The organism is Streptomyces sp. HM190, from assembly GCF_009857135.1.
GTDB lineage: Bacteria > Actinomycetota > Actinomycetes > Streptomycetales > Streptomycetaceae > Streptomyces > Streptomyces heilongjiangensis.
The window spans coordinates 5548357-5573997 of record NZ_CP047318.1 but is presented as its reverse complement, the minus strand read 5'-3'; the positions used below and the strand labels follow the sequence as shown (position 1 = coordinate 5573997).

Annotated in this window: 25 protein-coding genes; 11 read left to right on the top strand and 14 right to left on the bottom strand. The window is 72.4% G+C overall.

Translation table 11 applies throughout. From position 1 onward, the window contains the following. Positions 1 to 8: 8 nt before the first annotated feature. Together GSY65_RS23940 and GSY65_RS23935 are read right to left on the bottom strand one after the other, a co-directional pair. On the bottom strand, positions 9 to 941 hold the full coding sequence (locus tag GSY65_RS23940; protein WP_159772312.1) for a trypsin-like serine peptidase: 933 nt from the start codon (positions 939 to 941) through the stop codon (positions 9 to 11). Between the two features lie 980 nt (positions 942 to 1921). Then, positions 1922 to 2728 (bottom strand): hypothetical protein, encoded by an 807-nt coding sequence (locus GSY65_RS23935; protein WP_201452644.1) that lies wholly within the window; start codon positions 2726 to 2728, stop codon positions 1922 to 1924. A 386-nt stretch (positions 2729 to 3114) separates the two neighbouring features. Here GSY65_RS23935 and GSY65_RS23930 point away from each other — a divergent pair, with 386 nt between their 5' ends. The 6 genes from GSY65_RS23930 to GSY65_RS23905 all read left to right on the top strand — a co-directional run bounded on the left by GSY65_RS23930 (position 3115) and on the right by GSY65_RS23905 (position 9560). Beyond that, on the top strand, positions 3115 to 4326 hold the full coding sequence (locus GSY65_RS23930; RefSeq protein WP_159772309.1) for a pyridoxal phosphate-dependent aminotransferase: 1212 nt from the start codon (positions 3115 to 3117) through the stop codon (positions 4324 to 4326). Between the two features lie 91 nt (positions 4327 to 4417). Beyond that, positions 4418 to 4873, top strand: a complete 456-nt coding sequence (locus GSY65_RS23925) for an SCO4983 family protein (protein WP_159772306.1) — start codon at positions 4418 to 4420, stop codon at positions 4871 to 4873. Between the two features lie 287 nt (positions 4874 to 5160). After that, positions 5161 to 6234, top strand: a complete 1074-nt coding sequence (locus GSY65_RS23920; protein ID WP_159772304.1) for a substrate-binding domain-containing protein — start codon at positions 5161 to 5163, stop codon at positions 6232 to 6234. Between the two features lie 20 nt (positions 6235 to 6254). Continuing rightward, on the top strand, positions 6255 to 7421 hold the full coding sequence (locus GSY65_RS23915; RefSeq protein ID WP_159772301.1) for a toxic anion resistance protein: 1167 nt from the start codon (positions 6255 to 6257) through the stop codon (positions 7419 to 7421). Further along, on the top strand, positions 7418 to 8971 hold the full coding sequence (locus tag GSY65_RS23910) for a substrate-binding and vWA domain-containing protein (protein ID WP_159772298.1): 1554 nt from the start codon (positions 7418 to 7420) through the stop codon (positions 8969 to 8971). The genes GSY65_RS23915 and GSY65_RS23910 overlap by 4 nt, the downstream gene beginning before the upstream one ends. Positions 8972 to 8975: 4 nt before the next feature. After that, positions 8976 to 9560, top strand: a complete 585-nt coding sequence (locus tag GSY65_RS23905; protein ID WP_159776329.1) for a hypothetical protein — start codon at positions 8976 to 8978, stop codon at positions 9558 to 9560. Positions 9561 to 9564: 4 nt separating this feature from the next. Here GSY65_RS23905 and GSY65_RS23900 read toward each other — a convergent pair whose 3' ends face one another. From GSY65_RS23900 to GSY65_RS23860, 9 genes are all read right to left on the bottom strand, one after another. Further along, complete coding sequence (locus GSY65_RS23900; RefSeq protein ID WP_159772295.1) at positions 9565 to 10725, bottom strand: hypothetical protein; 1161 nt, start codon at positions 10723 to 10725, stop codon at positions 9565 to 9567. A gap of 196 nt (positions 10726 to 10921) precedes the next feature. Further along, positions 10922 to 11704, bottom strand: a complete 783-nt coding sequence (locus tag GSY65_RS23895) for a PP2C family serine/threonine-protein phosphatase (RefSeq protein ID WP_159772292.1) — start codon at positions 11702 to 11704, stop codon at positions 10922 to 10924. A 1-nt stretch (position 11705) separates the two neighbouring features. Continuing rightward, a complete protein-coding gene (locus tag GSY65_RS23890) occupies positions 11706 to 12467 on the bottom strand; it encodes a vWA domain-containing protein (protein ID WP_159772289.1) in 762 nt (253 codons plus the stop codon). 110 nt (positions 12468 to 12577) lie between these two features. After that, positions 12578 to 13777 carry a hypothetical protein gene (locus GSY65_RS23885; RefSeq protein WP_236580013.1) on the bottom strand — a complete coding sequence of 400 codons (1200 nt, stop codon included), beginning with the start codon at positions 13775 to 13777 and terminating at the stop codon, positions 12578 to 12580. A gap of 166 nt (positions 13778 to 13943) precedes the next feature. Beyond that, positions 13944 to 14603 (bottom strand): hypothetical protein, encoded by a 660-nt coding sequence (locus GSY65_RS34000; protein WP_236580012.1) that lies wholly within the window; start codon positions 14601 to 14603, stop codon positions 13944 to 13946. Further along, positions 14590 to 15579, bottom strand: a complete 990-nt coding sequence (locus tag GSY65_RS23875; protein WP_159772284.1) for a serine/threonine-protein kinase — start codon at positions 15577 to 15579, stop codon at positions 14590 to 14592. The genes GSY65_RS34000 and GSY65_RS23875 overlap by 14 nt, the downstream gene beginning before the upstream one ends. 206 nt (positions 15580 to 15785) lie before the next feature. After that, positions 15786 to 16214, bottom strand: coding sequence for a DUF7144 family membrane protein (locus GSY65_RS23870; RefSeq protein ID WP_159772281.1), 429 nt, complete (start codon positions 16212 to 16214; stop codon positions 15786 to 15788). 88 nt (positions 16215 to 16302) lie between these two features. Further along, entirely contained in the window at positions 16303 to 16605 is a 303-nt protein-coding gene (locus tag GSY65_RS23865) for an SHOCT domain-containing protein (RefSeq protein ID WP_159772278.1), read from the bottom strand. 32 nt (positions 16606 to 16637) lie between these two features. Then, a complete protein-coding gene (locus GSY65_RS23860; protein WP_236580010.1) occupies positions 16638 to 17129 on the bottom strand; it encodes a DUF6325 family protein in 492 nt (163 codons plus the stop codon). Positions 17130 to 17715: 586 nt separating this feature from the next. On the opposite strand from GSY65_RS23860, the gene GSY65_RS23855 reads away from it, so the two are divergent. From GSY65_RS23855 to GSY65_RS23845, 3 genes are all read left to right on the top strand, one after another. Next, positions 17716 to 18036: a hypothetical protein gene (locus GSY65_RS23855; protein ID WP_201452642.1), complete on the top strand. Its 321-nt coding sequence runs from the start codon at positions 17716 to 17718 to the stop codon at positions 18034 to 18036. Between the two features lie 282 nt (positions 18037 to 18318). Beyond that, positions 18319 to 19617 carry a hypothetical protein gene (locus GSY65_RS23850; protein WP_159772275.1) on the top strand — a complete coding sequence of 433 codons (1299 nt, stop codon included), beginning with the start codon at positions 18319 to 18321 and terminating at the stop codon, positions 19615 to 19617. A 91-nt stretch (positions 19618 to 19708) separates the two neighbouring features. Beyond that, positions 19709 to 20128 carry an SHOCT domain-containing protein gene (locus tag GSY65_RS23845; protein ID WP_159772272.1) on the top strand — a complete coding sequence of 140 codons (420 nt, stop codon included), beginning with the start codon at positions 19709 to 19711 and terminating at the stop codon, positions 20126 to 20128. A gap of 49 nt (positions 20129 to 20177) precedes the next feature. Here GSY65_RS23845 and GSY65_RS23840 read toward each other — a convergent pair whose 3' ends face one another. The 3 genes from GSY65_RS23840 to trhA form a co-directional block, all read right to left on the bottom strand. Continuing rightward, complete coding sequence (locus GSY65_RS23840; RefSeq protein WP_159772269.1) at positions 20178 to 20909, bottom strand: Mut7-C RNAse domain-containing protein; 732 nt, start codon at positions 20907 to 20909, stop codon at positions 20178 to 20180. A 34-nt stretch (positions 20910 to 20943) separates the two neighbouring features. Beyond that, positions 20944 to 21573, bottom strand: a complete 630-nt coding sequence (locus tag GSY65_RS23835; RefSeq protein ID WP_159772266.1) for a TetR/AcrR family transcriptional regulator — start codon at positions 21571 to 21573, stop codon at positions 20944 to 20946. Positions 21574 to 21745: 172 nt separating this feature from the next. After that, positions 21746 to 22492, bottom strand: a complete 747-nt coding sequence (gene trhA / locus GSY65_RS23830; protein ID WP_380965605.1) for a PAQR family membrane homeostasis protein TrhA — start codon at positions 22490 to 22492, stop codon at positions 21746 to 21748. 390 nt (positions 22493 to 22882) lie between these two features. Here trhA and GSY65_RS23825 point away from each other — a divergent pair, with 390 nt between their 5' ends. Further along, positions 22883 to 24709 (top strand): phosphoenolpyruvate carboxykinase (GTP), encoded by a 1827-nt coding sequence (locus tag GSY65_RS23825; protein WP_159772261.1) that lies wholly within the window; start codon positions 22883 to 22885, stop codon positions 24707 to 24709. Between the two features lie 413 nt (positions 24710 to 25122). Then, positions 25123 to 25554 (top strand): hypothetical protein, encoded by a 432-nt coding sequence (locus GSY65_RS33995; RefSeq protein ID WP_236580008.1) that lies wholly within the window; start codon positions 25123 to 25125, stop codon positions 25552 to 25554. Positions 25555 to 25641: the final 87 nt, after the last annotated feature.

Genomic DNA, 25641 nt, shown 5'->3' with positions numbered 1-25641 from the left:
CCCGGGGACTACGGCCTGGGGAGTATGCAGCCGCTGCGGGTCAGGTCGAGCGTGCTGTCGGCGCCGAAGCAGGCGGGGACGTGCCAGGTCTGCTGCCCGTAGTTGATGCCCGCGCGGACGGTCACGGTCCCGTTCGCGTCGACCTCGCACGGGTTGTTGTCCGTGCAGCGCCCGCCGTCCTCGTTGCCCGTGTTGTTGACGGCGACGACCTTGCCGGTGGCGTTGTCGAGCACCGGCGAACCGGAGGTGCCGCCGATGGTCTGGCAGGCGGAGGTGTAGCGGACCGAGTCCTTCCAGGTCCACACGCCTTCCTTGAGGCGGTACGCGTAGCCGTCGACGTCGCAGGCGTACGTCCGCTTCCAGTAGCCGGAGACGACCGTGATGTCGGTGCCCACGGCCGGGCGGGCCGTGTCGAAGGTCAGCGCGTTGATCCCGTACGCGCTCTTGATCTGCCCGTACGTGGTGGTCAGCCGGTACAGCGCCATGTCCGTGTCGGTCATCGTGCCGTACACGATCCGGTTGGCGCGCAGGGTGGCGACGCGGGTGCCCGCCGAGTTGAGGAGGCCGAAGGAGCGGGTGGAGGCCCGGTCGACGAGGACCTCACCGGGGTCCGGGAAGCCGGTCTCCAGGCAGTGGCCGTTGGTCATCACCAGGGCCGGATCGTCGTCCTCGGCGTTCGGCACCCGCACGACCGAGCCGGAGCAGTTGCTGAGCGAGACGGTGCCCGCGAAGTTCACGGCCTGGACGGCGGAGTCCGCCGGAGCCACCCGGGACGCGGCGTCGGCCACGGCCCTGTTCGCCGCGTCCGCGACGCTGCCGACCGCCGTCTTCGCGGTCCCCGTCGCGGACTGCGGTGCGGCCTGGGGTGCCGCGACCGCCGGTGCCGCGCCCGCCCCGGTGATCACCAGGGCGAAGAGCGCGGCAACGAGAGGCTTTCTCATGTGGGGGTCCCTCTCTTGCTACGTGGGTGACAGGAGATCTTCCGGCCACGCAGTTTGTCATGCGCATTGTGAGGGCGGTGTGATGACCGGGCAAGGAGTTGGTTCCGGCCGGATGGGGTTCGGCCAGCGGAGGGGTGGGAGGCAGGCGGAGGTTCGGGCGGGGATGCGGCGATGTGGGGGCGGTCGCGGGTCGCCGCCGCGGGCCCGGCGGTCGGCGGGCCCGGCGGTCGGCGAGCCCGGCGGTCGGCGAGCCCGGCGGTCGGCGAGCCCGGCGGTCGGCGAGCCCGGCGGTCGGCGAGCCCGGCGGTCGGCGGGCCCGGCGGTCGGCGAGCCCGGCGGTCGGCGAGCCCGGCGGTCGGCGAGCCCGGCGGTCGGCGAGCCCGGCGGTCGGCGGGCCCGGCGGTCGGCGAGCCGGCTCGGCCGGCTCGCCCGGCTCGGCGCGCGGGGCGCGCGGGGCCCCGCCGTCGTGGCCCACCACGGAGGTGACGCACACCGACGGGGCCGTACGGCAGGGACCGCCACCGCCCTCCGCGCCACAGGGAGGGCCGCCCGCTCGGCGCCCGGACGTCCGGCCCACGGCCACGACTCGTCGGCGGGCCCGTCCGCCCGCCGTTCAGCCGGGCACCGGCCGGCCGCCCGCGACGTCCGACGCGCACCCGACCGTTCACCCGCCCACCGGGCTGGTCCTCCGCACCGGGGCGGGACCGACACCTCGACGATGCCGACACAGACGTCCAACGGGTCCGGCGCGCAGGGCGCTTCGGTCCCGCGCGGCACGCACGACGCGCGCGGCACGGGCAGCAGGCGCGTTGCAGCCGCTGCCGACTCGCCGCCACCCCCCGCCCCACGGCTCACGCGGGACCTCGACCCGCCCCCGGCGCCGAATCACCCCGCCCCAGCCCGGCCCCGGACCGCCCCTCCCGCCCGCACCCGCGGCACCGCCCACCCGCCGCGGCACCCGGCAGGGCCCCTTCGTCGTCCTATCTGGGCCCCTTCGTCGCGCCCTGTCCCCGGCCCTGGTTGCCCCCGGAGTTGCCGCGGCCCGGCTCGGTCGTCGGGGCGGGCCGGGTGGACGCGGTGGCGGAGCGCGTGGCCGTCGGGGTGGGGGCGGTGGACGCGGAGCCGGTGCGGGACGGGGACGGTCGCGCGGAGGTCCCGCTCGGGGACGCGGAGGGCGACGCCGCCTCCGTCGCGGCGGAGGACGCGTCGGCCGACGGCGTGGCCGCTCCCCCGCCGCCGGACCGGCCGGCCGCCGGGAAGGACTCCTTGGCCGCCGGACCGCTCGGCCCCTCCTCGCCGGAGGAGCCGGCCCCGGAGAGTCCCGCCACCACGGCGCCCACCACCACGACCGCGGCGACACCGCCCGCGATCAGCCCGCCGCGCCTCCGGGCGGCCCGGCGGCGGCCGAGCGCGGCCCGTCGGCCGCCGGGCGGCGGGGCGCGGTGCCCGGCGGGGTCCGCCCCGCCGAGGGGGTGCGTCCCGTCCGGCGTGTGCGGGTCGGTGGGACCGTGGATGCCGGTCGCGTACGCCGCCGCCCCGGCCACCGGAGCAGTCGCGTCCGGCGCGCGGGGGGCTGCCGGGGCGCCGGTGCCGTCGGGGGCCTCCCGGAGGTCGTCGAGCACGACCTCGTCCAGCCGCACGGTGTCGTCGTAGGCGTTCTGCCAGCCGTGGGCGGCCGCCGGGTCGGGGAAGGCCTCGTAGGCGGGCGCCGCCGAGGGGTCGCCGAGCGGGTGGTACACGTTCGGCGGTTCCTGGGAGGTCTCACCGTCCCGATCCACACCGCTCACCCCGTTCACCCGTTTCGCCCCGTTCATCGCATTTTCTCGTCTTCATCTCTCGTGCCCTGGAACCGTGTGGGGGGCGGCCGGACCTGGGGGCGGATTCTAGTGCCGCGGCAGGCAGCGTCCGCCCGTCGAGGAGCGGCGCCCGGTGCGTGCTCTCGGCATGCCGGGCGCACGTCCCCGTACGGGATGCACTCGGGCTCGTGCCCGGTGCGCCGAGAGTGCGTGCCGGGCATCGCGACGGGGCAGACGCTGCCTGTCGCGGCACTGGGTGTTGCGACCGGGAGCGGGGACGCTCAGGGACAGCGGAGGAGCATTTCGTCACAGAGCGACGGTCCCACGTGGTGGAAAACACGACCCACGAGCCGTTACCGGGTCGTAAGCTCACGGACATGCAGGTGATCCAGTCGACCAAGCTCGCCAACGTCTGTTACGAGATCCGGGGCCCGGTGCTCGAGGAGGCGATGCGGCTGGAGGCTGCCGGGCACCGCATCCTCAAGCTGAACACCGGCAACCCCGCCGCCTTCGGCTTCGAGTGCCCGCCGGAGATCCTGGAGGACATCCTCCGCAACGTGTCGTCCGCCCACGGCTACGGCGACGCGAAGGGCCTGCTGGCGGCGCGCCGGGCGGTCGTCATGCACAACCAGACCCTCGGCATCGAGACGGACGTCGAGCACGTCTTCATCGGCAACGGCGTCTCCGAACTGATCGTCATGGCGATGCAGGGCCTGCTGGACGACGGCGACGAGGTCCTCGTACCCGCCCCGGACTACCCGCTGTGGACGGCGGCGGTCTCGCTGTCAGGCGGCACGGCGGTGCACTACCGCTGCGACGAGCAGTCCGACTGGATGCCGGACCTCGCGGACATCGAGCGCAAGGTCACCGACCGCACCAAGGCGCTCGTCATCATCAACCCCAACAACCCGACGGGCGCGGTGTACGACGAGGCGATGATCCGCGGGCTGACGGACATCGCGCGCCGCCACAACCTCCTCGTCTGCTCCGACGAGATCTACGACAAGATCCTCTACGACGGCGCCACGCACACCCCGACCGCCTCGGTGGCCCCGGACCTGCTGACGCTGACGTTCAACGGCATGTCGAAGGCGTACCGGGTCGCGGGCTACCGCGTCGGATGGATGTCGATCTCCGGCCCGCGCGCGCACGCCGACTCCTACATCGAGGGCCTGACGATCCTGGCGAACATGCGGCTGTGCGCCAACATGCCGGGGCAGCACGGCGTGGTCGCCGCACTCAGCGGACGCCAGACGATCAACGACCTGGTACTGCCGGGCGGGCGCCTGAAGGAGCAGCGGGACGTCGCCTACGAGCTGCTGACGCAGATCCCCGGGGTGTCGTGCGTGAAGCCGAAGGGGGCGCTGTACCTGTTCCCGCGGCTCGACCCCGACGTGTTCAAGATCAAGGACGACCGGCGGATGGTCCTCGACCTGCTCCGCCAGGAGAAGATCATGGTCGTCCAGGGCACCGGCTTCAACTGGCCCGAGCCGGACCACTTCCGCGTGGTGACCCTGCCGACCGCGGCAGACCTGAGATCCGCGATCACCCGCATCGGGAACTTCCTGGACGGCTACGGCCAGCCCTGAGACCCCCTCCGGAAGACGTCCGGACGCCGCTCAACTTTAGACGGAATCTAATGTAGGCTGGTTCTCCGAGAGCGAGCTTGGAGGCCATCCCATGTACGAGCCGATCCGCACCAAGTCGGTGCACACGATGGCCGCGACGACCTCGTCCGACTTCCCCCACCGTTCGCGCGAGGAGGAGCTGGACATCCAGCTCGCGGGGCATCTGGCCGCCCTGCTCGCGACGACCGACGAGCTGCGCGCCCTCACCCCCGGCGCCGACCTCGACACGGCCGCCGAGCGGCTGTCCGCGCAGGTGGCCCGGCTGCGCGGCGGCCGTCCGCCCGTCCGCTCCTCCGTACCGGCCGGCGGGCCCGACGGGGGCGCCGCCGGGCTCCACCGGCGCGCCCACGCCCTCGCCGGGCGCGCCCTGGTCGTCGCCGCCTCCCGCGCCGACACCGCGGCCGCGATCCTGGCCGCCGAACGCATGGACGCCCACGCCGCCGCCGAGCGCGTCGACGCCCCCGCCTCCGCCGACCCCCTGGACACCCGCGCGCTGGCCTCCCGCTGACCCCCGGCCCGGCGCACCGCCGAGCCGGCGGCTCACCCCCGAGCCCCGGCTCCCCTCGACGGCCCCGGTCCGCGTGCACCCGCAGCGACGCGCGGACCGGGCGCCACGGCTCCACGTGACGCCCCACGCCCCGCCGCCGGGCGACGCCGCACGCGGCGCAGGCCGGGTCCCGCCGCCTCCCACCGGAGCGGCGGCGCCCGTTCCGGTTGCGTTCCGGGACGACGGCTTCACCCCGCGTTCACCCGTACCGCCCGGGAATGTCGGGTTCCGCGAGCACGCTCCCCGGTGTGAGACGCATCGCAGGGATCGTCCTCGCGGTCCTGCTGATCGGCGGCGTGGTGGCAGCCGTCGTGGCGGGCCGGGACACCGGGGACACGAGCACGGCAACGAAGACCGTGCGGGGAGTGATCGGGTCGGAGAAGGCGGAGTTCTTCGCCGACCCGGAGGTGGTGAAGGCCCTGGCCGCCGAGGGCTACACCGTGAGGACGGAGACGTCGGGCTCCTGGGCCATGGACGGGCTGGACCTGAAGGGGTACGACTTCGCCTTCCCCTCCAGCAAGGCACCGGCCGACGAGCTGGCCGAGAAGTACCGGGTACGCGAACCGCTGCCCCGCCCGTTCTACTCGCCCCTCGTCGTGGTCGCCCACCGGGGCGCCGCCGAGGTGCTGAGCCGCAACGGGCTGGCCACGCTGGAGAAGGACCGCGGCGTCCTCGACATGGACGCCTACCTCACGGCGGCCGAGGCCGGCCGCACCTGGCAGCAGCTCAAGGGCGCCGACCGGTACGGCGAGTTGGCGGGGCTGCTCTACATCGCCACCACCGATCCGACCACGTCCAGCTCGGGCGCCCTCTACCTCGCTGCGGCCTCCAACGTCGCCAACGACGGACGGGTCGTCACGGGCGAGGCGGACATCAGGAGGACCGCACCCCTCCTGCACGACCTGATCAGCGTCCAGGGCGCCCAGCAGCCGAGCAGCGACGCGGCGTTCCGCGACTTCGTCAGCGGAGCCGGCAACCCGCTCGTCCTCGTCTACGAGTCCCAGGTCGCCGCCCTGCTCGCCGGCGGACAGAAGGTCGACGACCTGGTGGTCCTCTACCCGGACACCACCGTCAACAGCGACCACACCGTCGTGCCCGTCACCGACGAGGGCCGCGCACTCGGTGAACTGCTCAGCACGGACCCGGAGTTGCGTCGGCTGGCGGCCCGGTACGGGTTCCGGCCGCAGGGCTCGGCGAAGGAGTTCACGGCGGCGACGGCCGCCCTCACCACGTATCTGACGCCTCGGCTCACCGTCCGGCAGGCGCCCGTGCCCACCTCCGAGGTGCTGCACGAGATGGCGCGCCGGGCGCGGGGCCGCTGAACGACGGGGGAACACCACTCATGACGACAGAGGACAGCTTCACCCTCACCCCGCCCGAGCCGGTCGCGGCCGTGCCCAGGGAGAAGGCCGGCGGACTCGTGCCGGTCGAGGAGTCCGTGCGGGCGGACATGGCCAGGAAGGCCGAGGAATACGTCCGCTCGCTCACCGCGCTCGACGCCCGGTCCCCGGAGTTCACGGGAAAGGTCGCGGAGATCGCGGCGCTCGGCGCGGGTGAGATGCGCACCGCCGCCGCACAGTCCAACCGCATGCTGGAGCGGACCGTCCGCAGCCTGCCCGGCAAGGGCGGGGACGCCCAGTCGCAGGTCGCCGGCTCGCTCGTCGAACTGCGGCGCGTGGTCGAGGACCTGGATCCGCGCGACCTGCCCGCGGGCCGGGGCCGCAAGCTGCTGTCCCGGCTGCCGGGCGGCAACCGGCTGCGGGACCACGTCGCGAAGTACGCCACCGCGCAGGGCACCCTGAACCGCATCGTGGGGTCGCTGCGCGGCGGCCAGGACGAACTGCGCCGGGACAGCGCCGCGTTGCAGACGGAGCGGGTCCGCCTGTGGGAGACCATGGGCAAGCTCCAGGAGTACGTGGTCCTGACCGAGGCCCTGGACAGGGCCGTCGAGGCGCACATCGCGGCCGCCGACCCGCAGCAGGCCGACACCCTGCGCGCCGACGTCCTCTTCCCCGTCCGGCAGAAGCACCAGGACCTGCTCACCCAGCTCGCCGTGTGCGCCCAGGGCTATCTGGCCATGGACGTCGTCCGCCGCAACAACGAGGAGCTGATCAAGGGCGTCGACCGGGCCGCCACGACCACGGTCTCGGCGCTGCGCATCTCCGTGCTGCTGGCCTCCGCCCTCGACACGCAGCGCAGGGTCGTCGAGCAGGTCAACGCGTTGCGCGGCACCACCGAGGACCTCGTCCGCGGCAACGCCGAGATGCTCGCCACCCAGAGCGGCGAGATCCAGCGCATCGCCGCCGACCCGGCGGTCGGCGCGGAGACCCTCCGCTCGGCCTTCCAGCAGATCTACCGCACCCTCGACACCATCGACACCTACAAGGCGCAGGCGACGGAGACCATGGCCGCGACGGTGGAGTCCCTGACGGCCGAACTCCGGCACGCCGGAGCCTACTTGGAGCGCAGCCGCGCGCAGGGCGCCCTCGAAGGGGGTGGGCTCGCATGAGACGGACCCGTGCCTCCCTCGGGACGGCCGCGGCCCTCGCGCTGGCCCTGGCGGCGGCCGGATGCACGTCCGCCGCCGACACCCCGGCCGACCCGGCCGAGTACGTCCCCGGCACGCTGCGCGTCCTCGCCTCCAGCGAACTCGCCGACATGAAGCCGGTGCTGGAGCGGGTCGAGAAGGACACGGGCATCACGGTGCGCCCCACCTACATGGGCACCCTGGACGCCGTGGACCTGCTCGCCGAGGGCCGGGCGAAGGACGTGTACGACGCCGTGTGGCTGTCGTCCGACGACCATCTGCGGCTGCGGCCGGACGCGGCGCGGCAGGTCGTCTCCGAGACGCCGGTGATGTCCAGCCCGGTGGCGATCGGGGTGAAGGACGCGACCGCCCGCAGGCTGGGCTGGAAGCCGGACGGCGTCACCTGGTCGGACGTGGAGAAGGCCGTCGCGGACGGCGACCTCACGTACGGGATGACGGACCCGGCCCGCTCCCACTCCGGTTTCGCCACGCTCGTCTCGGTGGCCTCCGGGCTCTCCGGCGCGCAGTCCGCGCTCACCGACGCGGACGTGGCGCGGGCGGCGCCCCGGCTGAAGGAGTTCTTCCGGGGGCAGAAGCTGACGTCGGGCTCGTCGGGCTGGCTCGCGACCGCCTACGACCGGCGCGGGGACGTCGACGCGCTGCTCACCTACGAGTCGGTGCTGAAGGCGCGGAAGGACCTGACGGTGATCCGCCCGCGCGACGGGGTCGTCACGGCCGACTACCCGCTCTCCTCCCTCGCGTCGACGAGCGAGGACGTCCGCGACGACGTGCGCCGCCTCACCGACGCCCTGCGCTCCCCGGACATCCAGCGGCTGATCACCGAGGAGACCCTGCGCCGCCCGGTCGTCCCCTCGGTCCGTCCGGCCGCCGGCCTGGACACCACCCGGCGCCGCGAACTCCCCTTCCCCGGCAGCCGTTCCGTCGCCGACGGGCTCCTCGACGCGTACGAGAACGAGCTGCGCCGCCCGTCGAGGACCGTGTACGTCCTCGACACCTCGGGCTCCATGGAGGGCGGGCGCCTGGACCGGCTGAAGGCGGCCCTGACCGAGCTGACCGGCGACTTCCGGGACCGGGAGGAGGTCACGCTGATGCCGTTCGGGTCGGGGGTCAAGAGCGTGCGGACCCATGTGGTCCGGCCGTCGGACCCGAAGGCGGGCCTCGACGGCATCCGCGCCGACACCCGGCGGCTCTCCGCCTCCGGCGACACCGCCGTCTACACCTCGCTGCGGACGGCGTACGAGCATCTCGGTGCCGCCGACCGGGACACGTTCACCTCGATCGTGCTGATGACGGACGGCGAGAACACCGAGGGCGCGAGCCCGGCCGACTTCGACGCCTTCTACCGGGGGCTGCCCGCCGCCGAGCGGCGCGTCCCCGTCTTCCCGATCCTCTTCGGCGACTCCGACCGGGACGAACTGGAGCACATCGCCGACCTGACCGGCGGCCGCCTCTTCGACGCCCGGCGGGGCTCGCTCGACGGCGCCTTCGAGGAGATCCGTGGCTACCAGTAGGTTCATGGCGTACATGGAGTCCCGCAAGAACCTGACCGGCGGCGCCCTCGGGGTGGCGGGGCTCGCACTGACCTTCGCGGGGCTCGCGGGCCCGTACTGGCCGGTCGTGGTCGTCGGTCTGTACGGCGCGGGGGCGCTGCTCGCCCCGCCGGAGCGCCCGCAGGTGCCGGACTTCGCGGACCCGTCCGCCCAGCTCGACGAGGTCCGCGCCGACTTCGGCCGGCTGGGCGGCTACCTCGCCGGCATCGAGCTGCCGCCCGCGGCCGCCGGGCGCCTCACCGAGCTGACCGAGCTGCTGACGGCCCTCCTCGACCCCGGCTGGGTCGCCGAGATCCTCGGCCGGGACCCCGAGGGCGTCCACACGCTGTCCCGGGCGGTGCGGCAGGACGTGCCCGAGGCCGTCGACACCTATGTCCGCACCCGCTGGTGGAGCCGTCTGACGCCGGGCACGGAGCCCCCCGAGCGCCATCTGGAACGCCAGCTGACCCTGCTGCACGACGAGTTGGAGCGGCTCGCTGCGGCGCTGCGGGACACGGAGGCGCGGCGGCAGGAGTCGCACACCCGGTATCTGGAGGACCGCTCGGGCTGAGCGCTCAGCCGAGGTTCGCCAGGATCACGATCAGCATGATCACCGCGAGCACCACACCCAGCACCTTCAGGCCGGCGTACGGGGACGGGGGCTGGTCCGGCGTGGGCGGCGTCCCCGGGACCTGTGCGGGCCGGGGCCCGTTGAACACGTCGTGCCCGGTCACGGAGGCCCGGGTGCACCAGGGGCAGGTCGGCAGGTGGGAACCGTACGTGTGCAGGGGCCGTACCGTGCACGACCGCACCTGCCCGCGCTCCTTGTCGAGGGCGCGCAGCCACGCCTCGGCCTGGGGCCGGGCGGTGGGGGTCTGGACGCCGGGCCCGAAGGCGGCCCTGGCGAGGGTGAGGAGTTCGGGCGGCAGGACGGACGGGTCGACGGTGCCGCGCGGGATGATGACCATCTCGGGGCGGACGACGTAGGAGATGCTCGCGGCGATGTTGTCCTTCACGGTCGACTCGGAGGTGCTCTCGTGGGGGACGCCGCCGAAGGGGTGGTTGCCCGCGGTGAGCAGCTGGTAGACGAGGACGGCGAGGGCGAAGTCGTCGCTCTGCCGGGTGGCGGGGCCGCCGGCCTGCCGTTCGGGCGCCGAGTAGTCGGTGGTGTGCATCAGGCAGGGGAACAGCTCGCCGGTGGCCGGGTCGGTGAAGGCGATGGAGTCGCAGTCGAGGAAGGTGACGAAGCCGTTGCCGTCGACGACGACGTTGCTGCTGGAGAAGTCGCCGATGACGAGGTTGTCGTGGTGCATACGGGCCGTCATGAACGCGAGGTTCCAGGCGACGCCGAGCAGGAACCGCCAGTCGGCCCGATCCGGGAACAGCTTCAGCCGCTGGACACGGGTGAACAGGCCGACGAGCTGCACGTGCCGGGGTTCGCCGAAGCGGCGCATCGCGTAGCCGAGGAACTCGCCGTTCGTGCCGCGTGCCATGGCCGTCGGCCAGGCCAGCTCGGGCGGCTGGTTGGCATCGGTGGGGCGGGCGGCCAGCGGGGACATGGTGAGCATGCGGGCCAGCCGCCGCTCCTGGTCGGGGCCCGGCGGGTCCCGGTAGATCTTGACGACGATCCCCGCGTCGCCCTCCACCGGGAACACGGCTGCCTGCCCGCCCCCCTTGAGGGGCTGCTCGGCGAGCGTGACCGCCTTGCCGTCGAGGAAGACCCTGCGGCCGCTCATGGCCGTACCTCCGAGTGTTCTCTGGGGCGGACCGGCGCCGGCTGCGGGCCCGGCCGCGCCCGTCGTCGTACGAGCGCCGGCACGGACCGGTCGGACCGCGGTCGGTGGCGGTCCGGGCGGGGCGGCCGGGGGTGGTCCGAAGGACCCGTGCGGTGCGAGGGGTGCGTGGGGTGCGAGGGGTGCGAGGGGTGCGCCGTCATCCGCGGCTCGGGCGGACGGCTCGCAGCAGGGTCTTGTCGTCGGCGTTCAGGGCGGTGAGGCGGTCCGAGCGCAGCAGCGCGGCGAGCTTGCCGTCGGCGTCGTCGGGCGCGGTGTCGAGGGAACGGAAGACCGCGTCGGCGAAGGACGCGTTGGGGGACGGGGCGCCGCTCGCCGACCGGTTGAGCATGGCCTGCGCGAGGCCGTCCGTGGAGAGCAGCACCCCGTCGATCCCGTGGTCCGACAGGCACTCGGTGCGCGTCCAGCGGGTCGCGTCGCGCGAGGTGAGGAACACCGTCTCGTTGCTGTACTCGCTGACCGCCGCCGCCTGCGGCAGCAGATGGAACTGCCGCTCCCCGTCCTCGGTCCCGGCCCGTACGACGACGAACCCGTCGCCGACGGTCAGGTGGCCCAGCCAGCCGGGCGCCAGCACCACCACGGTGAGGGTGGTGGCGAAGTCGGGCGCGTCACTGCCCGTACGGTCCAGGAAGTCGTCGCTGACGTCCTGCAACGCGTCCCGCAGCAGCTCGTGCACGGTCTCGCCCGGCGGCACGTCCACGGCCGCGCCGGCCCGCCGGGCGAAGTGCTCGGCGGCCAGGTTCACCGCCAGCCGGGAGCCCTCCTCCGAGCGGGGCCGGCTCCCGGCGCCGTCGGCGACCGCGAGGACGGCGACGGAGGAGGTGACGACGTAGCCGCAGGCGTCCTGGCAGGGCAGGCCCTGCCGCCGGTGCCGGTACCCCTCGACGCTGAGCCCGTGGATGCGCCACGACGGGACGGTCACCTCACGCCTCCCAGGCGGGGCGCTGTGTCTTGAACTGGCTGAAGATCTTCTCGAACACCTCGTCCCCCGCCCCCTTCTGCTCGGCGTTGGCGCTGGCGGACATCATCTGGAGCAGTTCCCGGAACGGGAATCCCTGCAGGCGCGCGTTGAACTTGGGCGCGAACGCCTGCAGCACCTGCTCCCCGCGGTCCGTGATGCCGCCCACCCCGATGGCGTACAGGCGGAACCGGCGGGACCGCTGTTCCTCGGCGAGGACGGGTATCAGCCGCTGCCAGGAGTCGGTGAGGTGGCCGGTCGGGTCGGTGGGCAGCCCGTCCGTGACGAGGCAGACCTGCGGCCGGTAGTACTGGAGTCCGGACGCCCTCAGTTCCGCCTTGCGGGCCGCGACGATGTGCATGGACAGTTCCAGCGCCTCGGTCATCAGGGTGACTCCGGCGGCCGTCAGCTGCGGTGCCTGGAAGGCGTGCGCGGGGATGAACGGGCTCGTCGGGGTACGCGGGTCGAGCAGGTGGGGCCCGCGCCAGGCGCCGACGCTCTGGCCGCCGAAGGTGACGACGGCGACCTCCACGCTGTAGCTGAGGCTGACGTCGTCGTGGAGTTCGCGGGTCCATTCGGCGAGCGCGGTGTTGAGTGCCTGGATCGGCGCGCCCGCCATGGAGCTGGATGTGTCGAGGCACAGCACGAGCGGCATGCGCTGGGCGTTGTTCTCGAACTCGATGTCGGCGTACTCCGCCGGCAGGGTGGGCGGGTATTCGCTGTGCATCGGTGGTCCCCCTGGTGTTTCCGTTCTTGTGCGCGGTACGCGTGCGGGTCGGGCGTGGGTGTGGGCATGGGTGTGGGGCTCGGGGTCGGGTCGGGTTGCGGGGCTCGGCTTCAGCGGGGGGTGCCCTTGGCGTGGCGGGCGGCGGTGGGCGGGAAGGCGTACAGGGGGACGTCGGAGTCGCCTTCGGGTGCCTCGGCGACGTCGACGAGTCCGCCGGGCGTGGGCGGTGGCCGTCCCGCCTCGGCCCACACCGCCCGGTAGAGCACCCGGTCGACTTCGACGTAGCCCTGCGGGTGCAGTTCGGTGCGGACGACGGCGGTGCGGGTGTGAGTGGGGCGCGCGCTCACCTGACGTCCATGGCGCACGGTGGGCGCCGCGACGCGCAGTTGGGTGGTGGCCTCGTCGGCGCCCTGCGCGGGGGCGGCACGGGTGGAGGCGGCACGGGTGGGGGTGCGGCCCTCGGCCGGCCGCGGTTCGCGGCGGCGTGCGGCGCCACCGGGTGGCATGGCGGCCGGCCGCCCGGCGGCCGTGCGGTGTCCCAGGGCGACGGGGCCGCGTGAGCGCCGGATGACGACGGCGAAGGCGAGGAGCAGCAGCACGAGCAGTAGTCCCATCCACAGGGCGGCCCAGGAGGTGCTGTCCCCGGCGGCCTCCGTGCCCTCGCCCGCGGCCCGTGCGGTGTCGTCCTGGCCTCCGCCCTCGCCGTCGCTGTCGTCCTCGCCCCGGTCGCTCTTGCCCCCCTTGTTGTCCTTGTCGTCCTTGTCATCCTTGTCGGCGGGGTTGCCGGGGCCGGGGGACTTCGTGTCGGGGCCGGCCTCCTCGGGGTCGACGGCGAAGGTGTGGGCGGAATAGTCGGCGGCGAACCCGGCGTCGATGAACTGCTTTCCGGTCGGACCGCTGTTGACCGAGTCGCACAGCTCCTTGTTCTCGCAGATGCCTGCGTCCGTCAGTACGGACAGCGTTTCCGATCGCAGCGGGTCGATCCTGGCCTCGGGATCGACGAGCCGGCCGTCGGCCATGAGGAGCAGGGCCGTGCCGCCCTCCCCGGTCGAAACGCCCTTGGGCACCTGCACGACAAGCGGGTTGCCGTCCTCGCGAAGGCGCTCAAGGCTCGCGCGCTGCCCTTCGCTGAGCTTCCTGTACTCCAGCGGACCGTCGAGCGTGATGACGACGGCCCCCTTGGAGATCACCGCGGCCCCGCACGTCACCTGCTCCCCGAGACTGTCGCCGCAGGAGTCGGCCGCCGCGACCGGTGACATCAGCGATGCCGCGGCGACCGACAATCCCATCAGCACAGCGAAAGCGGACACACGCCCGACGGCAGCCATCGCACCAACCCCCCGTGGCCTGAAAGGCACGCCCCCGCGGCCCTGAAAGACCCGCCCCATACTGGAGCAGGAAACAGGTCGACCGGAAGGGTTTGGGGAATTCCACCGGGCGACTTACGGCAATGGTCGATCGCCTTGCGTTTCGCTTCTACAACTTGAACACCTGATGACAACGACTGAACATCTGCCGCGCCCGCTCCACCCAATCATTGGCCAAGGCATCGAAGTCGGCCTGGGTGATACGACAGGTCAGCGGAAGATCACAGACCCCGGCGAGGCAGGGACGCGGCCCGCGTACGTCCCACACCGAGAGCATGGGGTTCAGTTGCTCGGTATTCCAGGCGTTCGAAGCGGCGGCGGCGATGGCGAGCTGGTCCTGCCGCAGGAAATTCCCGTCCGTGGCGAAGGCGACGAGGAGTTTCCTGGTGGTCATGAATCTGACCGTGACCGTCCGCCCCGCCTCACGGAGATCGAATTGCAGGGAGACGGACACGGTGTCGTGGGCGGTGTGGTAATTCCGCCGCGCCACCCAGTTCTGCACGAGCTGCCGCCAGTGCGTCCCGAGGTCGTAGATCTCGGGACGCCCCGCGTACGAATCACGACCGGCATACGGCTCACGACCGCCGTACGAGTCGCGACCGGCGTACGGCTCGCGGCCGGAGTAGGAGTCACGGCCCGGGTGGGAGTCACGGCCGGGGTACGAGTCCCGATCGGGATACGGGTCACGGCCGGGGTACGGGTCACGGCCGGGATACGGGTCACGGCCGGGATAGGCGTCGCGGTTCGGGGAGGAGTCAGGCGCCGTCACGGACCACCGCCTCGGTGACCATGGCGTCGGTCAGCCCGGCGTCGAGCAGTGCCTGGGCGTGCAGCAGCAGGCAGGAGGGCACGGACTCGCTGGTGCTGCGCCGCAGGTGACGCTCCTTCAGCTCCTCGTGCCGCACCTCGATGGTCCGGGCGACCTGGGGCGGCGGCCAGGCGGCCACCGTCGGCTGCCCCATGACCAACTCCGCAAGGATCTCAGCGAGTTGCGGACGCCGCTCGGGCCGCTTGGCGAGGCAGCGCGCGATGAGGGGCCGCAGCCCGTCCGGCACGCCGTCGAGTTGCGGCGTCCCGCGTACGACCTCGACCCGCACCCCGTCCCCGGTGCCGTGCGGAGGGCGTCCGGTGAGCGCGTACACGAGCACCCCGCCCAGCGAGAAGACGTCGCTCGGCGGCCCGGCCGTGGCGCCGCGTATCTGCTCCGGCGACATGAACGACGGCGTGCCGACGACGACGCCGACACGGGTCAGTCCGGGGGCACCGTCCACGCGGGAGATGCCGAAGTCGATGACGCGGGGGCCGTCGCTCGCGAGCAGGACGTTCGCGGGCTTGAGGTCGCGGTGGACGACCTTGGCGGCGTGGATGGCCTGGAGCGCCTCGACGAGCCCGGCGCCGAGGGGGCGCACCTGGCTCTCGGGGAGGGGACCGTCCGCGCGGACCGCCTCGGCGAGGGAGGGGCCGGGGACGTACAGGGTGGCCAGCCAGGGCAGTTCGGCGTCGGGGTCCGCGTCGACGACGGCGGCGGTGTACGCGCCGCTGACCACGCGGGCGGCGGCGACCTCCCGCGCGAAGCGTTCACGGAACTCGGGTTCCGCGGCGAGTTCCGGTCGGGCGACCTTGACCGCGACCTCGCGGCCGGCGGGCGACCGGCCGAGATAGACCCAGCCCATCCCTCCGGAGCCGAGGCGGCCCTCTATCTTGTACGGGCCGATCTTCATGGGGTCACTTACGGGTGTACGCACCCCCGGCTCACCTCATTTCGGGGTTCGGTGCGGATGTCCCGTAGTGTCCCGCGATTTCCCCGGCGAGGCAGGCGTTTTGCCCCGCACCGCCCGGCCCCCGGCCGCAGGCCGGATCACGCACCGCGACGCGGCCGGCGTCGCGGTGCGTGATCCGGTGTGCGGTTGGCCCTCGGCGTCCGGACGGCGCTGTCAGGACAGGACCGTCCTCATCTGCCCTGCGGCTGAACCGTGCACAGGGCCCAGATGATGAAGCCGTACACCGCGATCAGTACGAGCGACCAGAGCGGGTAGTACGGGAGGGTCAGGAAGCTGGTGATCAGGAGCAGGCCCGCGAGCAGGACCCCGACCACGCGGGCCCAGGTCCGGCCGTTGAAGAGGCTCGCGCCGACCACCACGGCCAGGGCGCCGAGCGCCACATGGATCCAGCCCCACCCGGTCGTGTCGAACTGGAACACGTAGTTCGGGGTGCTGACGATGATGTCGTCGTCGGCGATGGCCACGATGCCGCGCAGCACGTCGAGGGTGCCGCCGACCATCAGCATGACCGCGCCGAACGCCACCAGCCCGCCGGCCCAGGACGCGGAGCGCTGGTGGGACCGGGACGCGGACCGGCGTGGGTGTGTCGTCTGAGCCATGGTGTGTCTCCCTGTCACTTGAGCGTGGGTCACCGGGTCAGAAGAGGGTCAGGATGACGAGGACCGCACCGCTGCCCGTGGCCGGTCGTCACCCGCCGAGGACGGCGCGCTTCTGGTCTTCGAACTCCTCCTCGGTCAGCACCCCTTGCTCCTTCAGCTCACCCAGCTCCTTCAACTGGGCGATCTTGTCCGCCGAGGACGGCTCCGCCGGCTGAGCCGCGGCTTGCGGAGCCTGTGCCGCCTGGGGAGCGGACTCCGGTTGCGGTGTGTACTCCTGGGCGTCCTGCCGGGCCCACCGGCCCGCCTGCCGCCGGGACACACGGTTCGACACCGCCGTCGCCGTGCCCGCGACGACGGCGGTCCGGGCCACTCCGCGAATGAGACCTGGCATGATCGGCACCTCCTGCTGTGCGCTGCGTCCTGTCACGACCCGGTGCCGGCCTCGGCCCCGGCCTCGACGTCGGCTTCCGCCGAGTCCAGTGCCGCGACGAGGTCCTGGACGGGGATCCTCCCGACGGCCACCAGCCGGGCGCCGTTGTGCCGCAGTGCGCGGGCGAAGGGCGCGGCCCAGCGGTTCTCGTACAGGAGGATCGCGGCCGTGCTGCCGGCCCCGATCGCCTGCCCGGCCTCCTCGATGTCCTCCCGCCCGAGCAGTCCCGAGGTCGCGCCCTCGAACACGGTGAGGTCCGCGCCGTCCGCGCCCGTGCCCCGGGCCAGATCCGCGATGTCGACCGCCGCCACCGCGCCGTCCTCCCCCTTGCGGACGAAGACGAGGTCGAGGATGCGGATCAATCCCCGGTCGACCAGGTCGACGAGGTACGGCAGGGCCTCGCCGGTGGGGCGGCCACCCGGGTATTCGACCACCAGGTAGTCGACGGGGCCGATGTCGTCGAATGCGTCGCTTTCGCTGCTCACGGCAACTCCTCATGATCCGGATGATCCGTGTCCTGCCCGGCACGATCCGCGTCCTGCCCGCCGCTCCTCCGAGCAGAGGCACGGTCGGGGACGGAAGCACCGGGAGCGGTCGGGGTCGGGAGGGTCGGGGCCGGGGGGCAGGCGGGTCGGGGCCGGGGGCCCGTAGGGTCAAGTCCGGTGCCGGAAGGGGCAGTAGGGTCGCGCGGGCCCGGTGTGCGGTGACGTCCTCGTCATGCCGCTGCCCGTTCTCCGCTCCGGGCGGCCGGACGGCCCCCGGCACGCCCGCCGAACCCGGCGTTCCCGCCGATTCCGGCATGCCCGGTGACTGCGGTGTTCCCGGTGCGTCCCCGCGGCCTCTCCTCCGGCCACGGCACCCTCATCCAGTGCACCACCCACGGCGAGGATCCGCATATTCGGTCCGCTCCGGCCGCGCGACCTGCGACGGAGCAGCCCCCGCGCATGACGGACGGCACTCGCCATGCGTCACCCGACCAGCCTGGCTAGAGTGGTCAAGTCGGGACAAATGTGACGTGACACATCGCCGAGAGGCCGACGGTCGTGATCGACGACGGATCGGATGGCAGCCATGACCGCGTCAGCAGTCACCCCACAGGAGGCCGGTCCCCTCTCCCCCAGCACCCCGGACACGGACCCGGTCGTGGTGACGCCGAGCGGGGCGGCCGATCGCGCCGTCACCCGCCACGCCGTGACCTTCGACGTGCTCGGTGCCCGTATCGAACTGCTCCCACCGGAACAGCTCGCCTTCCTCGCCGGCGTCGGCGTCCTGGCGGCCTGCGAGATCATCGAATGGCCGGTGGCGCTGGTCCTGGCCGTGGGACACCAACTCGCCCACAGTCATCACGGCCGCATGCTGCGCGAGTTCGGCGAGGCCCTGGAAGAGGCATGAGGCGGCTCCCCGCCCCGGCGGACCCGACCGGCTGACGCATCCGGCCCCCGCCGAGCCGACTGACCGGCCCACCCGCGGCGCCCGCCACGCCCACGCCGCCGCTCCTCCCGGCCCCGCCTGCCACCCCACACCCACCACCACCCCACACCCCACCCTCGCGCCCCGCCCCACCCCTGCCCGCACTCAGCCGAGTGCCCATCCGCCAAGGGGAGTTCCATGGCTTCTTCAGGTGGCTCTTCCTCGGGCTCCGAAGGTGCCGGCCGTCCGGCCGGCGGACCTCCGTTGAGTGCCGCGGAACGTGAAGAATACGAACGGCTGCGCAAGGCGGCCCACGGCCGCCACCGGCGTCTGCGGTACGCGGCCACCTCCGTACTGCTGCTCGTGGCCTTCCTGCTGGCGCCGCTCGCCGTGGTCGCGGCCTGGGTGGACTCCGAGGTGTCGGACACCGACCGGTACGTCCAGACCGTCGCCCCGATCGCGACGGAGCCCTCCGTGCAGAACACCGTGACCGACCGGCTCACCACACGCGTCGTCGACAGCGTCGACGTCGCGGCCTTCACCGACGCCATCGGGCGCACGCTCCAGAGGGAAGGGGCGCCGCCCCGGGTGGTCCAGGGCGCCGAGGCGCTCACCGGCCCCCTGAAGAGCGCGCTCACCTCGGCCGTCCACTCCGTCGTGAACAAGGTGGTGACCAGCGACCGGTTCGCCGAGGTGTGGGACGACGCCAACCGGCGGGCCCACGCCGCCGTGGTCAAGGTCCTCACCGGCGAGGGCAACAGCGCGATCCAGGCCGGCACCGACAGCATCGACCTGAATCTCGGCACCCTCATCGACGAGGTGAAGAAGGACCTGGTGGACAAGGGCTTCGACCAGGCGTCGAAGATCCCCGACGTCGACAAGACGATCACCTTGCTGGAGACCGACAAACTGAACGAGGCGCAGGACGCCATGCGCCTGCTGGACGTGGTCGGCACCTGGCTCCCCGTCGTCGTCCTCGCGCTGTCGGCGCTCGCCGTCTGGAGCGGGCCCGCGCACCGCGTGGCGCTGATGTCGACGGCGATCGGCATCGGGATCATGATGATCGTGCTGCTCGTCGGCCTCGCCGTGATGCGGTCGGTCTATCTGGACTCCGTCCCGCCGAGCGCCCTGCCGAGGAACGCCGCGGCCGACATCTACGACACCTTCATCCGCTTCCTCAGGAACAGCACCGTCACGGTCCTGGTCATCGCGGTGATCACGGCGCTGGCCGCGTTCCTGTACGGCCCCTCGCGTCCTTCCCGGTGGGTCAGGAGCACGGCGGCGAAGGGGACCGGCGCCACCGGGCGGGCCATGGCGAGCCGCGGTCTGCGCACCGGTGGCACCGGCCGCTGGCTGGCCACCCACGTCAAGTGGACCACCGGAATCGCCATCGGCGGCGGCGCGCTGGCCCTGGTGCTGTGGAACTACCCCACCCCCGGCGCCGTGGCGCTCGTCCTCGGCATCGTCGTCCTCGTCCTGATCGTCCTCGGCGTGCTCGCGGCTGCCTCCGGCACGGAGCGACGCCCACCCGCCGACAGCCGGTCGGCGCCGACCCCCGGGTGACTCAGGCCCTTCCGCCCGGAACGCGCCGCGGCGCTCCCGAAGCGGTACGCACACGACCGCGCCCCCTGCGGCGCACACGACAGGAGAAACCATGGAAAGCACCGTGAACCTGGCCTACGACTACCCGCTCCTGGGCGCCTTCTGGACGATCATGTGGATCTTCCTGTGGGTCATGTGGTTCTTCCTGCTGTTCCGTGTCGTCGTCGACATCTTCCGGGACGACGGGCTGGGCGGCTGGGCCAAGACGGGCTGGCTGGTCTTCGCGCTCGTCCTGCCGTTCCTGGGCGTCTTCGTCTACGTCATCGCCCGCGGCAAGGGCATGGGCCGGCGTGAACAGGAGCACGTCCAGGCCAGGTTGCGCGAGACCGACCAGTACGTCCGCGAGACCGTCGGTACGGCCGGCCCCGCCGACGAGGCGGAACAACTCGCCAAGCTCTCCGAGATCCGCGCCAAGGGCGACATCACCGACGAGGAGTACCGCCGGGCCAAGGAGATGGTCCTCCACCACTGACCGCACGCCTGACGCGGACCGCGCGGGCCCGCCGGACCGGCACCCGTGCTCAGCCCGCCCGGGTCCGCGTGCTCAGCGCCTCCCGGACGATCGCCTCCAACTGCTCGTGGTGCGCGCCCTTCCAGTACGCGCGCCCGCAGTCGCCGCACTGCGCGAACACGTCGTACGACCGCTGCGTGCCGTGCTCCAGACGGTCGGCGACCTCCTCCTTCGTGGCCGGCCGCAGCGGTCCGTTGCAGGCGGTGCAGCGGGTCCACGGCCGCAACTCCGGGGCGAAACGGTCCAGGACGTCACGCAGTTGCTCGTCCGGCTGCGTGCTGTAGATGTACGCCCCCGCCCACAGCTCCCGCCGCCGCAGCAGGCCCCGGTCGCGGCTGAGCAGCACGCGCCGCTCGGCGGCGGACCGCGTGGCGAGCGCCGGGTCGCCGATGTCGGTCGACTCGTACGCCGTGTCGACACCCAGCAGCCGCAGCCGGCGCGCGAGTGTGCCGAGGTGGACGTCCAGGAGGAAGCGGAGCGGGGCGCCCGGTACGTGCTGCGGGCGTGCGACCGGTCGTACGGTCACGGACTCGCCGGCCGCCGGCACGTGGGACACCGGCACCTCACCGCCGTCCACGAGCAGCGCCCCGACCTCCGTCAGCGGGACGCCCAGCGACTCGACGACATGGCCGAGCGTGGAGACTCCGTCCGTGGCGAGGGCGGTCGCGCCCGCGCGGCGGTGGTGCGGCACGAACAGGGCCAGCTCTGGGGCGACTTCGATGTGGATCTCGGGACCGTTCACCTGGCCAGGATGGCATGGCGGAGGGCGGGTGACCTCAGGGTTTTGCGGGGGTGAGGCCGTGTTCGAGGACGGCCAGGGCACGGTCGAGGAGGTCGGCGGGGTCGTCGCGGAAGTCGTTCTCGGCCCAGTAGAGGAAGATCTCCGTGACGCCGCCGACCAGGGACATCGTGAAGACCCGCACCTCCAGGCCGCCGGGGTCGAGGCCGGTGCGCGCGGCGACGGCCTCGGCGATCCGTCTGCCGGTGTCCGCCATGCCGTCCACCATGCGGGCCCGCACCGTGGGGACGGTGACCATCAGACGCGCCCGTAGCCGGGTGATCTCGGGCTCCTGCTCCAGTCCGAGGGCGACGGCCTTCTTGGTCACGTACCGCAGCGAGTCGAGCCACGGCTCGTCCGCCGGCCGTGCGGTCAGCTCCGCGAGCAGCACCGGATCGTGCTCGTCGGTGATGACGATGTCCTCCTTGGTGGGGAAGTAGCGGAAGACCGTGGACGGCGAGACCTCGGCGCGGTCCGCGATCTGCTCGATCGTGGTGGCGTCGTAGCCCTGTTCCTCGATCAGCGCGTACGTGGCGTCGCGGATCGCCGTCCGGGTCTTGATCTTCTTCCGCTCACGGAGTCCCAGCTGAGGGCCCTCGGTGGGGGGAGAGGTGCGTGCGGGGCTCATGCGGCTCATTCTCGGCCACCGGCCCCCGGCGCCACCACGCCCGTCCCGCCCCCGCCAGGCCCCCCGCCCCCGCATGCCGCGCGGGCGCACGAAGAACGGCCACGGCGGGAAGCCGTGGCCGTGAGGGAACGGGGCCGTCCGGTCCGCCGCGCGTACCGGTTCGCCCGAGCCGCTACCCGTGCTGGTACGCCACCAGCGAGATGCCGACGTAGTGCACCACGAAGGCGGCGAGCGTCAGCGAGTGGAACACCTCGTGGAAGCCGAACCACCGCGGGGAGGGATTCGGCTTCTTGATGCCGTAGATCACGCCGCCCACGCTGTAGAGGAGCCCGCCGACCACGACGAGGACCAGGACCGCGATACCGCCGGTCCGCATGAAATCGGGCAGGAAGAAGACCGCGGCCCAGCCCATCGCGATGTAGCAGGGCGTGTAGAGCCAGCGCGGCGCGCCGACCCAGAACACCCGGAAGACGATCCCCGCGAGCGCCGCGCCCCAGATGCCCCACAGCAGCCACTGCCCCTTGGCGCCGGGCAGGAGCAGCATGGTCAGCGGCGTGTACGTACCCGCGATGATCAGGAAGATGTTCGCGTGGTCGAGCCGGCGCAGGATGCCGTCCATGCGGGGGCTCCAGTTGCCCCGGTGGTACAGCGCGCTCACACCGAACAGCAGGCAGGCCGTGAGGACGTAGACACCGCAGGCGATGCGCCCCCGGGTCGAGTCCGCGAGGGCGGTGAGGACCAGGCCGGCGACGAGTACGGCCGGGAACATCCCGAGGTGCAGCCAGCCCCGCAGCTTCGGCTTTATCTCGTGGAGTTCATCCGTGATCTGGTGGGCGATCTGGTGCGGCAAGGAACGCGCGTCCGGACGGCGGCGATCGGCCGTCGTCTCCGTGGGCGCGTCGGGGACGGACGCAGTCATGTCCGGCATGGTACCTACGGACCCGTAACTTGCGGGACTGCGCGAGCCGTTCGAGCGCTCGGAAGTGGCCATCGTCTCACGCGGGCGTCGCAGCGGGGACACCTGGATCGGCCCCCGGACACCCACGGTGAAGCGACGGTGACCCGCGACGAGGCGATGGCGGCCCACGGTGAAGCGACGGTCACTCACGGAAACCTCGGTGACGGGAATGGACGAGTGGCGATGCTCACGGTGCTCACGTGTGAGGTCCTCTGGACATATGGGCACTCTCGTCGGATGATCAAATGAGTGCGGTCGGCACCGGATGAGCGCCCAAAGATCCACCCGTGAAGCATCCGGGCCGCAGCCCCCACGGGGCCTCCAACAAAAATCCCTCATCTAGGAGCAATCGTGGCGCGCGAGATCGCGGCTCCCCCGTCAACCGTCCCCACCACCCACCGAGAACTGATCTCGTGGGTGAACGAGATCGCCGAACTGACCCAGCCGGACAACGTGGTCTGGTGCGACGGATCCGAGGCCGAGTACGAGCGCCTGTGCGAGGAGCTCGTCGAGAAGGGCACCTTCCGCAAACTCGACGCCATCAAGCGCCCGAACTCCTACTACGCGGCCTCCGACCCGACCGACGTCGCCCGGGTCGAGGACCGTACGTTCATCTGCTCGGAGAAGGAGGAGGACGCGGGCCCGACCAACCACTGGAAGGCCCCCGCCGAGATGCGGGAGATCTTCCAGGGCGAGAAGGGCCTGTTCCGCGGCTCGATGCGCGGCCGGACGATGTACGTCGTCCCGTTCTGCATGGGCCCCCTCGGCTCGCCGCTCTCCGCGATCGGCGTCGAGATCACCGACTCCGCGTACGTCGCCGTCTCCATGCGCACGATGACGCGCATGGGGCAGCCCGTCCTGGACGAGCTGGGCTCCGAGGGCTTCTTCGTGAAGGCCGTGCACACCCTCGGCGCCCCGCTGGAACCCGGCCAGGAGGACGTCCCCTGGCCCTGCAACAGCACCAAGTACATCTCCCACTTCCCCGAGACCCGCGAGATCTGGTCGTACGGCTCGGGCTACGGCGGCAACGCGCTGCTGGGCAAGAAGTGCTACGCCCTGCGCATCGCCTCCGTCATGGCCCGCGACGAGGGCTGGCTCGCGGAGCACATGCTGATCCTCAAGCTGACGCCGCCGCAGGGTGAGTCGAAGTACGTGGCGGCGGCGTTCCCGTCGGCGTGCGGCAAGACGAACCTCGCGATGCTGGAGCCGACGATCTCCGGCTGGACGGTCGAGACGATCGGCGACGACATCGCGTGGATGCGCTTCGGCGAGGACGGCCGGCTCTACGCGATCAACCCCGAGGCCGGGTTCTTCGGCGTCGCCCCCGGAACCGGTGAGCACACCAACGCCAACGCGATGAAGACGCTCTGGGGCAACTCGGTCTTCACCAACGTCGCGCTGACCGACGACGGCGACATCTGGTGGGAGGGGATGACGGAGGAGACCCCCGAGCACCTCACGGACTGGAAGGGCAACGACTGGACGCCCGCGTCCGGGACACCGGCCGCCCACCCCAACGCCCGCTTCACGGTCCCCGCGTCGCAGTGCCCGATCATCGCGCCCGAGTGGGAGGACCCCAAGGGCGTCCCGATCTCGGCGATCCTCTTCGGTGGGCGCCGCGCCACGGCCGTACCGCTGGTGACGGAGTCGTTCGACTGGAACCACGGCGTCTTCCTCGGCGCGAACGTGGCGTCCGAGAAGACGGCGGCCGCCGAGGGCAAGGTGGGCGAGCTGCGCCGCGACCCGTTCGCGATGCTGCCGTTCTGCGGCTACAACATGGGCGACTACATGGCCCACTGGATCGACGTGGCCAAGGACAAGGACCAGTCGAAGCTGCCGAAGATCTACTACGTCAACTGGTTCCGCAAGGACGACCGGGGCAGGTTCGTCTGGCCGGGCTTCGGCGAGAACAGCCGCGTCCTGAAGTGGATCGTGGAGCGCCTGGACGGCAGGGCGGAGGGCGTGGAGACCCCGATCGGCATCCTGCCGACGGCGTCCGCCCTGGACACGGCCGGACTGGACCTGTCCTCCTCCGACCTGGACTTCCTGCTGACCGTCGACAAGGAGGTGTGGCGGGAGGAGGCGGCGCTCGTCCCCGACCACCTCAACACCTTCGGTGACCACACGCCGAAGGAACTGTGGGACGAGTACGAGGCCCTGGTCCAGCGCCTGACCTGACCCGTCCCCTCCCGACTCCGCGGCCGGCCGTACATGGGTTGCCCTGACCAGCGACGTCTCCTCGGCCGGCCGCGGTTCACTGTGAAGGCCGGCGCCCGCCGCACCCGCTCCGAGGGAGCGGGTGCGGCGGGCGCCGCTGGGGGTACGACTTCTGCCGAGGCATGGTTACCGGAGGTCAGTGAGACGGCACGGTTCTGTCCTTGCCCGCGTCCATCGGTGGCCGGAGGTGCGGTGGGAACGGCCTGCGGTCCGGTACGGCGCACTGTGCTGCTGGTGTCGCGGCTGCTGGTATCGCGAATGGGTCGCGGTGCGCGACGCGTCGAGGGGGGAAAGTGAAGGCAAGCGACAACGAGACGACTTCTGGCACGAGTCGTACGAGTGTGCTCCGTCGGGCGGCGGCGCACCTCGCCGCCATGCATCTGAGCGGAGCGCTGCTGCTGCTCACCTTCCTCGTACCACCGGCCTGGGCTCTGGACGCGTACGGGGCGGCCCCGGCCAACGATCCTTCCGCCGACCTGCCGCCGTTCATGATCCTTCTGGCGCTCGTGTCCATCGGTGTCATCTTCCACGTGACGGTGCAGATCCCCTCGGGTCTGCTGGGTACCTGGCTCGGCCGCAACCGTACGGCCGCCGTCAGTTACGTGCTCGTCCTGGCGGTGGCGGGTGTTCTCACGTCCGTTCTGCTGTGGGCAGTCGTGGAGGTCGGCCGTGTCGCCCACGTCTTCCCCCTGTGGGCCGACCTCATGGCGCGGGGTTCGGTGGCCATGGCGTCGTACGTCTGGCTGAGCCACCACGTCCTGACCCGGCCCGCGCGACGACCCGAAGGCCGGGCTGCGGTGTCCTGAGTGACCACGCGGCCTCGCCGGGCAGTGGCAGGGGGCAGCGCCCGCAGGCGCACCACGGCCCCGTACCCGGCGAAGTGCCACCGGACA

Coding starts and splice junctions, on each gene's coding strand:
- GSY65_RS23940 (WP_159772312.1), bottom strand. CDS start 941: ATGAGAAAGCCTCTCGTTGCCGCGCTCTTCGCCCTGGTGATCACCGGG.
- GSY65_RS23930 (WP_159772309.1), top strand. CDS start 3,115: ATGCAGGTGATCCAGTCGACCAAGCTCGCCAACGTCTGTTACGAGATC.
- GSY65_RS23925 (WP_159772306.1), top strand. CDS start 4,418: ATGTACGAGCCGATCCGCACCAAGTCGGTGCACACGATGGCCGCGACG.
- GSY65_RS23915 (WP_159772301.1), top strand. CDS start 6,255: ATGACGACAGAGGACAGCTTCACCCTCACCCCGCCCGAGCCGGTCGCG.
- GSY65_RS23910 (WP_159772298.1), top strand. CDS start 7,418: ATGAGACGGACCCGTGCCTCCCTCGGGACGGCCGCGGCCCTCGCGCTG.
- GSY65_RS23905 (WP_159776329.1), top strand. CDS start 8,976: ATGGCGTACATGGAGTCCCGCAAGAACCTGACCGGCGGCGCCCTCGGG.
- GSY65_RS23900 (WP_159772295.1), bottom strand. CDS start 10,725: ATGAGCGGCCGCAGGGTCTTCCTCGACGGCAAGGCGGTCACGCTCGCC.
- GSY65_RS23890 (WP_159772289.1), bottom strand. CDS start 12,467: ATGCACAGCGAATACCCGCCCACCCTGCCGGCGGAGTACGCCGACATC.
- GSY65_RS23870 (WP_159772281.1), bottom strand. CDS start 16,214: ATGGCTCAGACGACACACCCACGCCGGTCCGCGTCCCGGTCCCACCAG.
- GSY65_RS23865 (WP_159772278.1), bottom strand. CDS start 16,605: ATGCCAGGTCTCATTCGCGGAGTGGCCCGGACCGCCGTCGTCGCGGGC.
- GSY65_RS23855 (WP_201452642.1), top strand. CDS start 17,716: ATGACCGCGTCAGCAGTCACCCCACAGGAGGCCGGTCCCCTCTCCCCC.
- GSY65_RS23845 (WP_159772272.1), top strand. CDS start 19,709: ATGGAAAGCACCGTGAACCTGGCCTACGACTACCCGCTCCTGGGCGCC.
- GSY65_RS23835 (WP_159772266.1), bottom strand. CDS start 21,573: ATGAGCCCCGCACGCACCTCTCCCCCCACCGAGGGCCCTCAGCTGGGA.
- trhA (WP_380965605.1), bottom strand. CDS start 22,492: ATGACTGCGTCCGTCCCCGACGCGCCCACGGAGACGACGGCCGATCGC.
- GSY65_RS33995 (WP_236580008.1), top strand. CDS start 25,123: ATGCATCTGAGCGGAGCGCTGCTGCTGCTCACCTTCCTCGTACCACCG.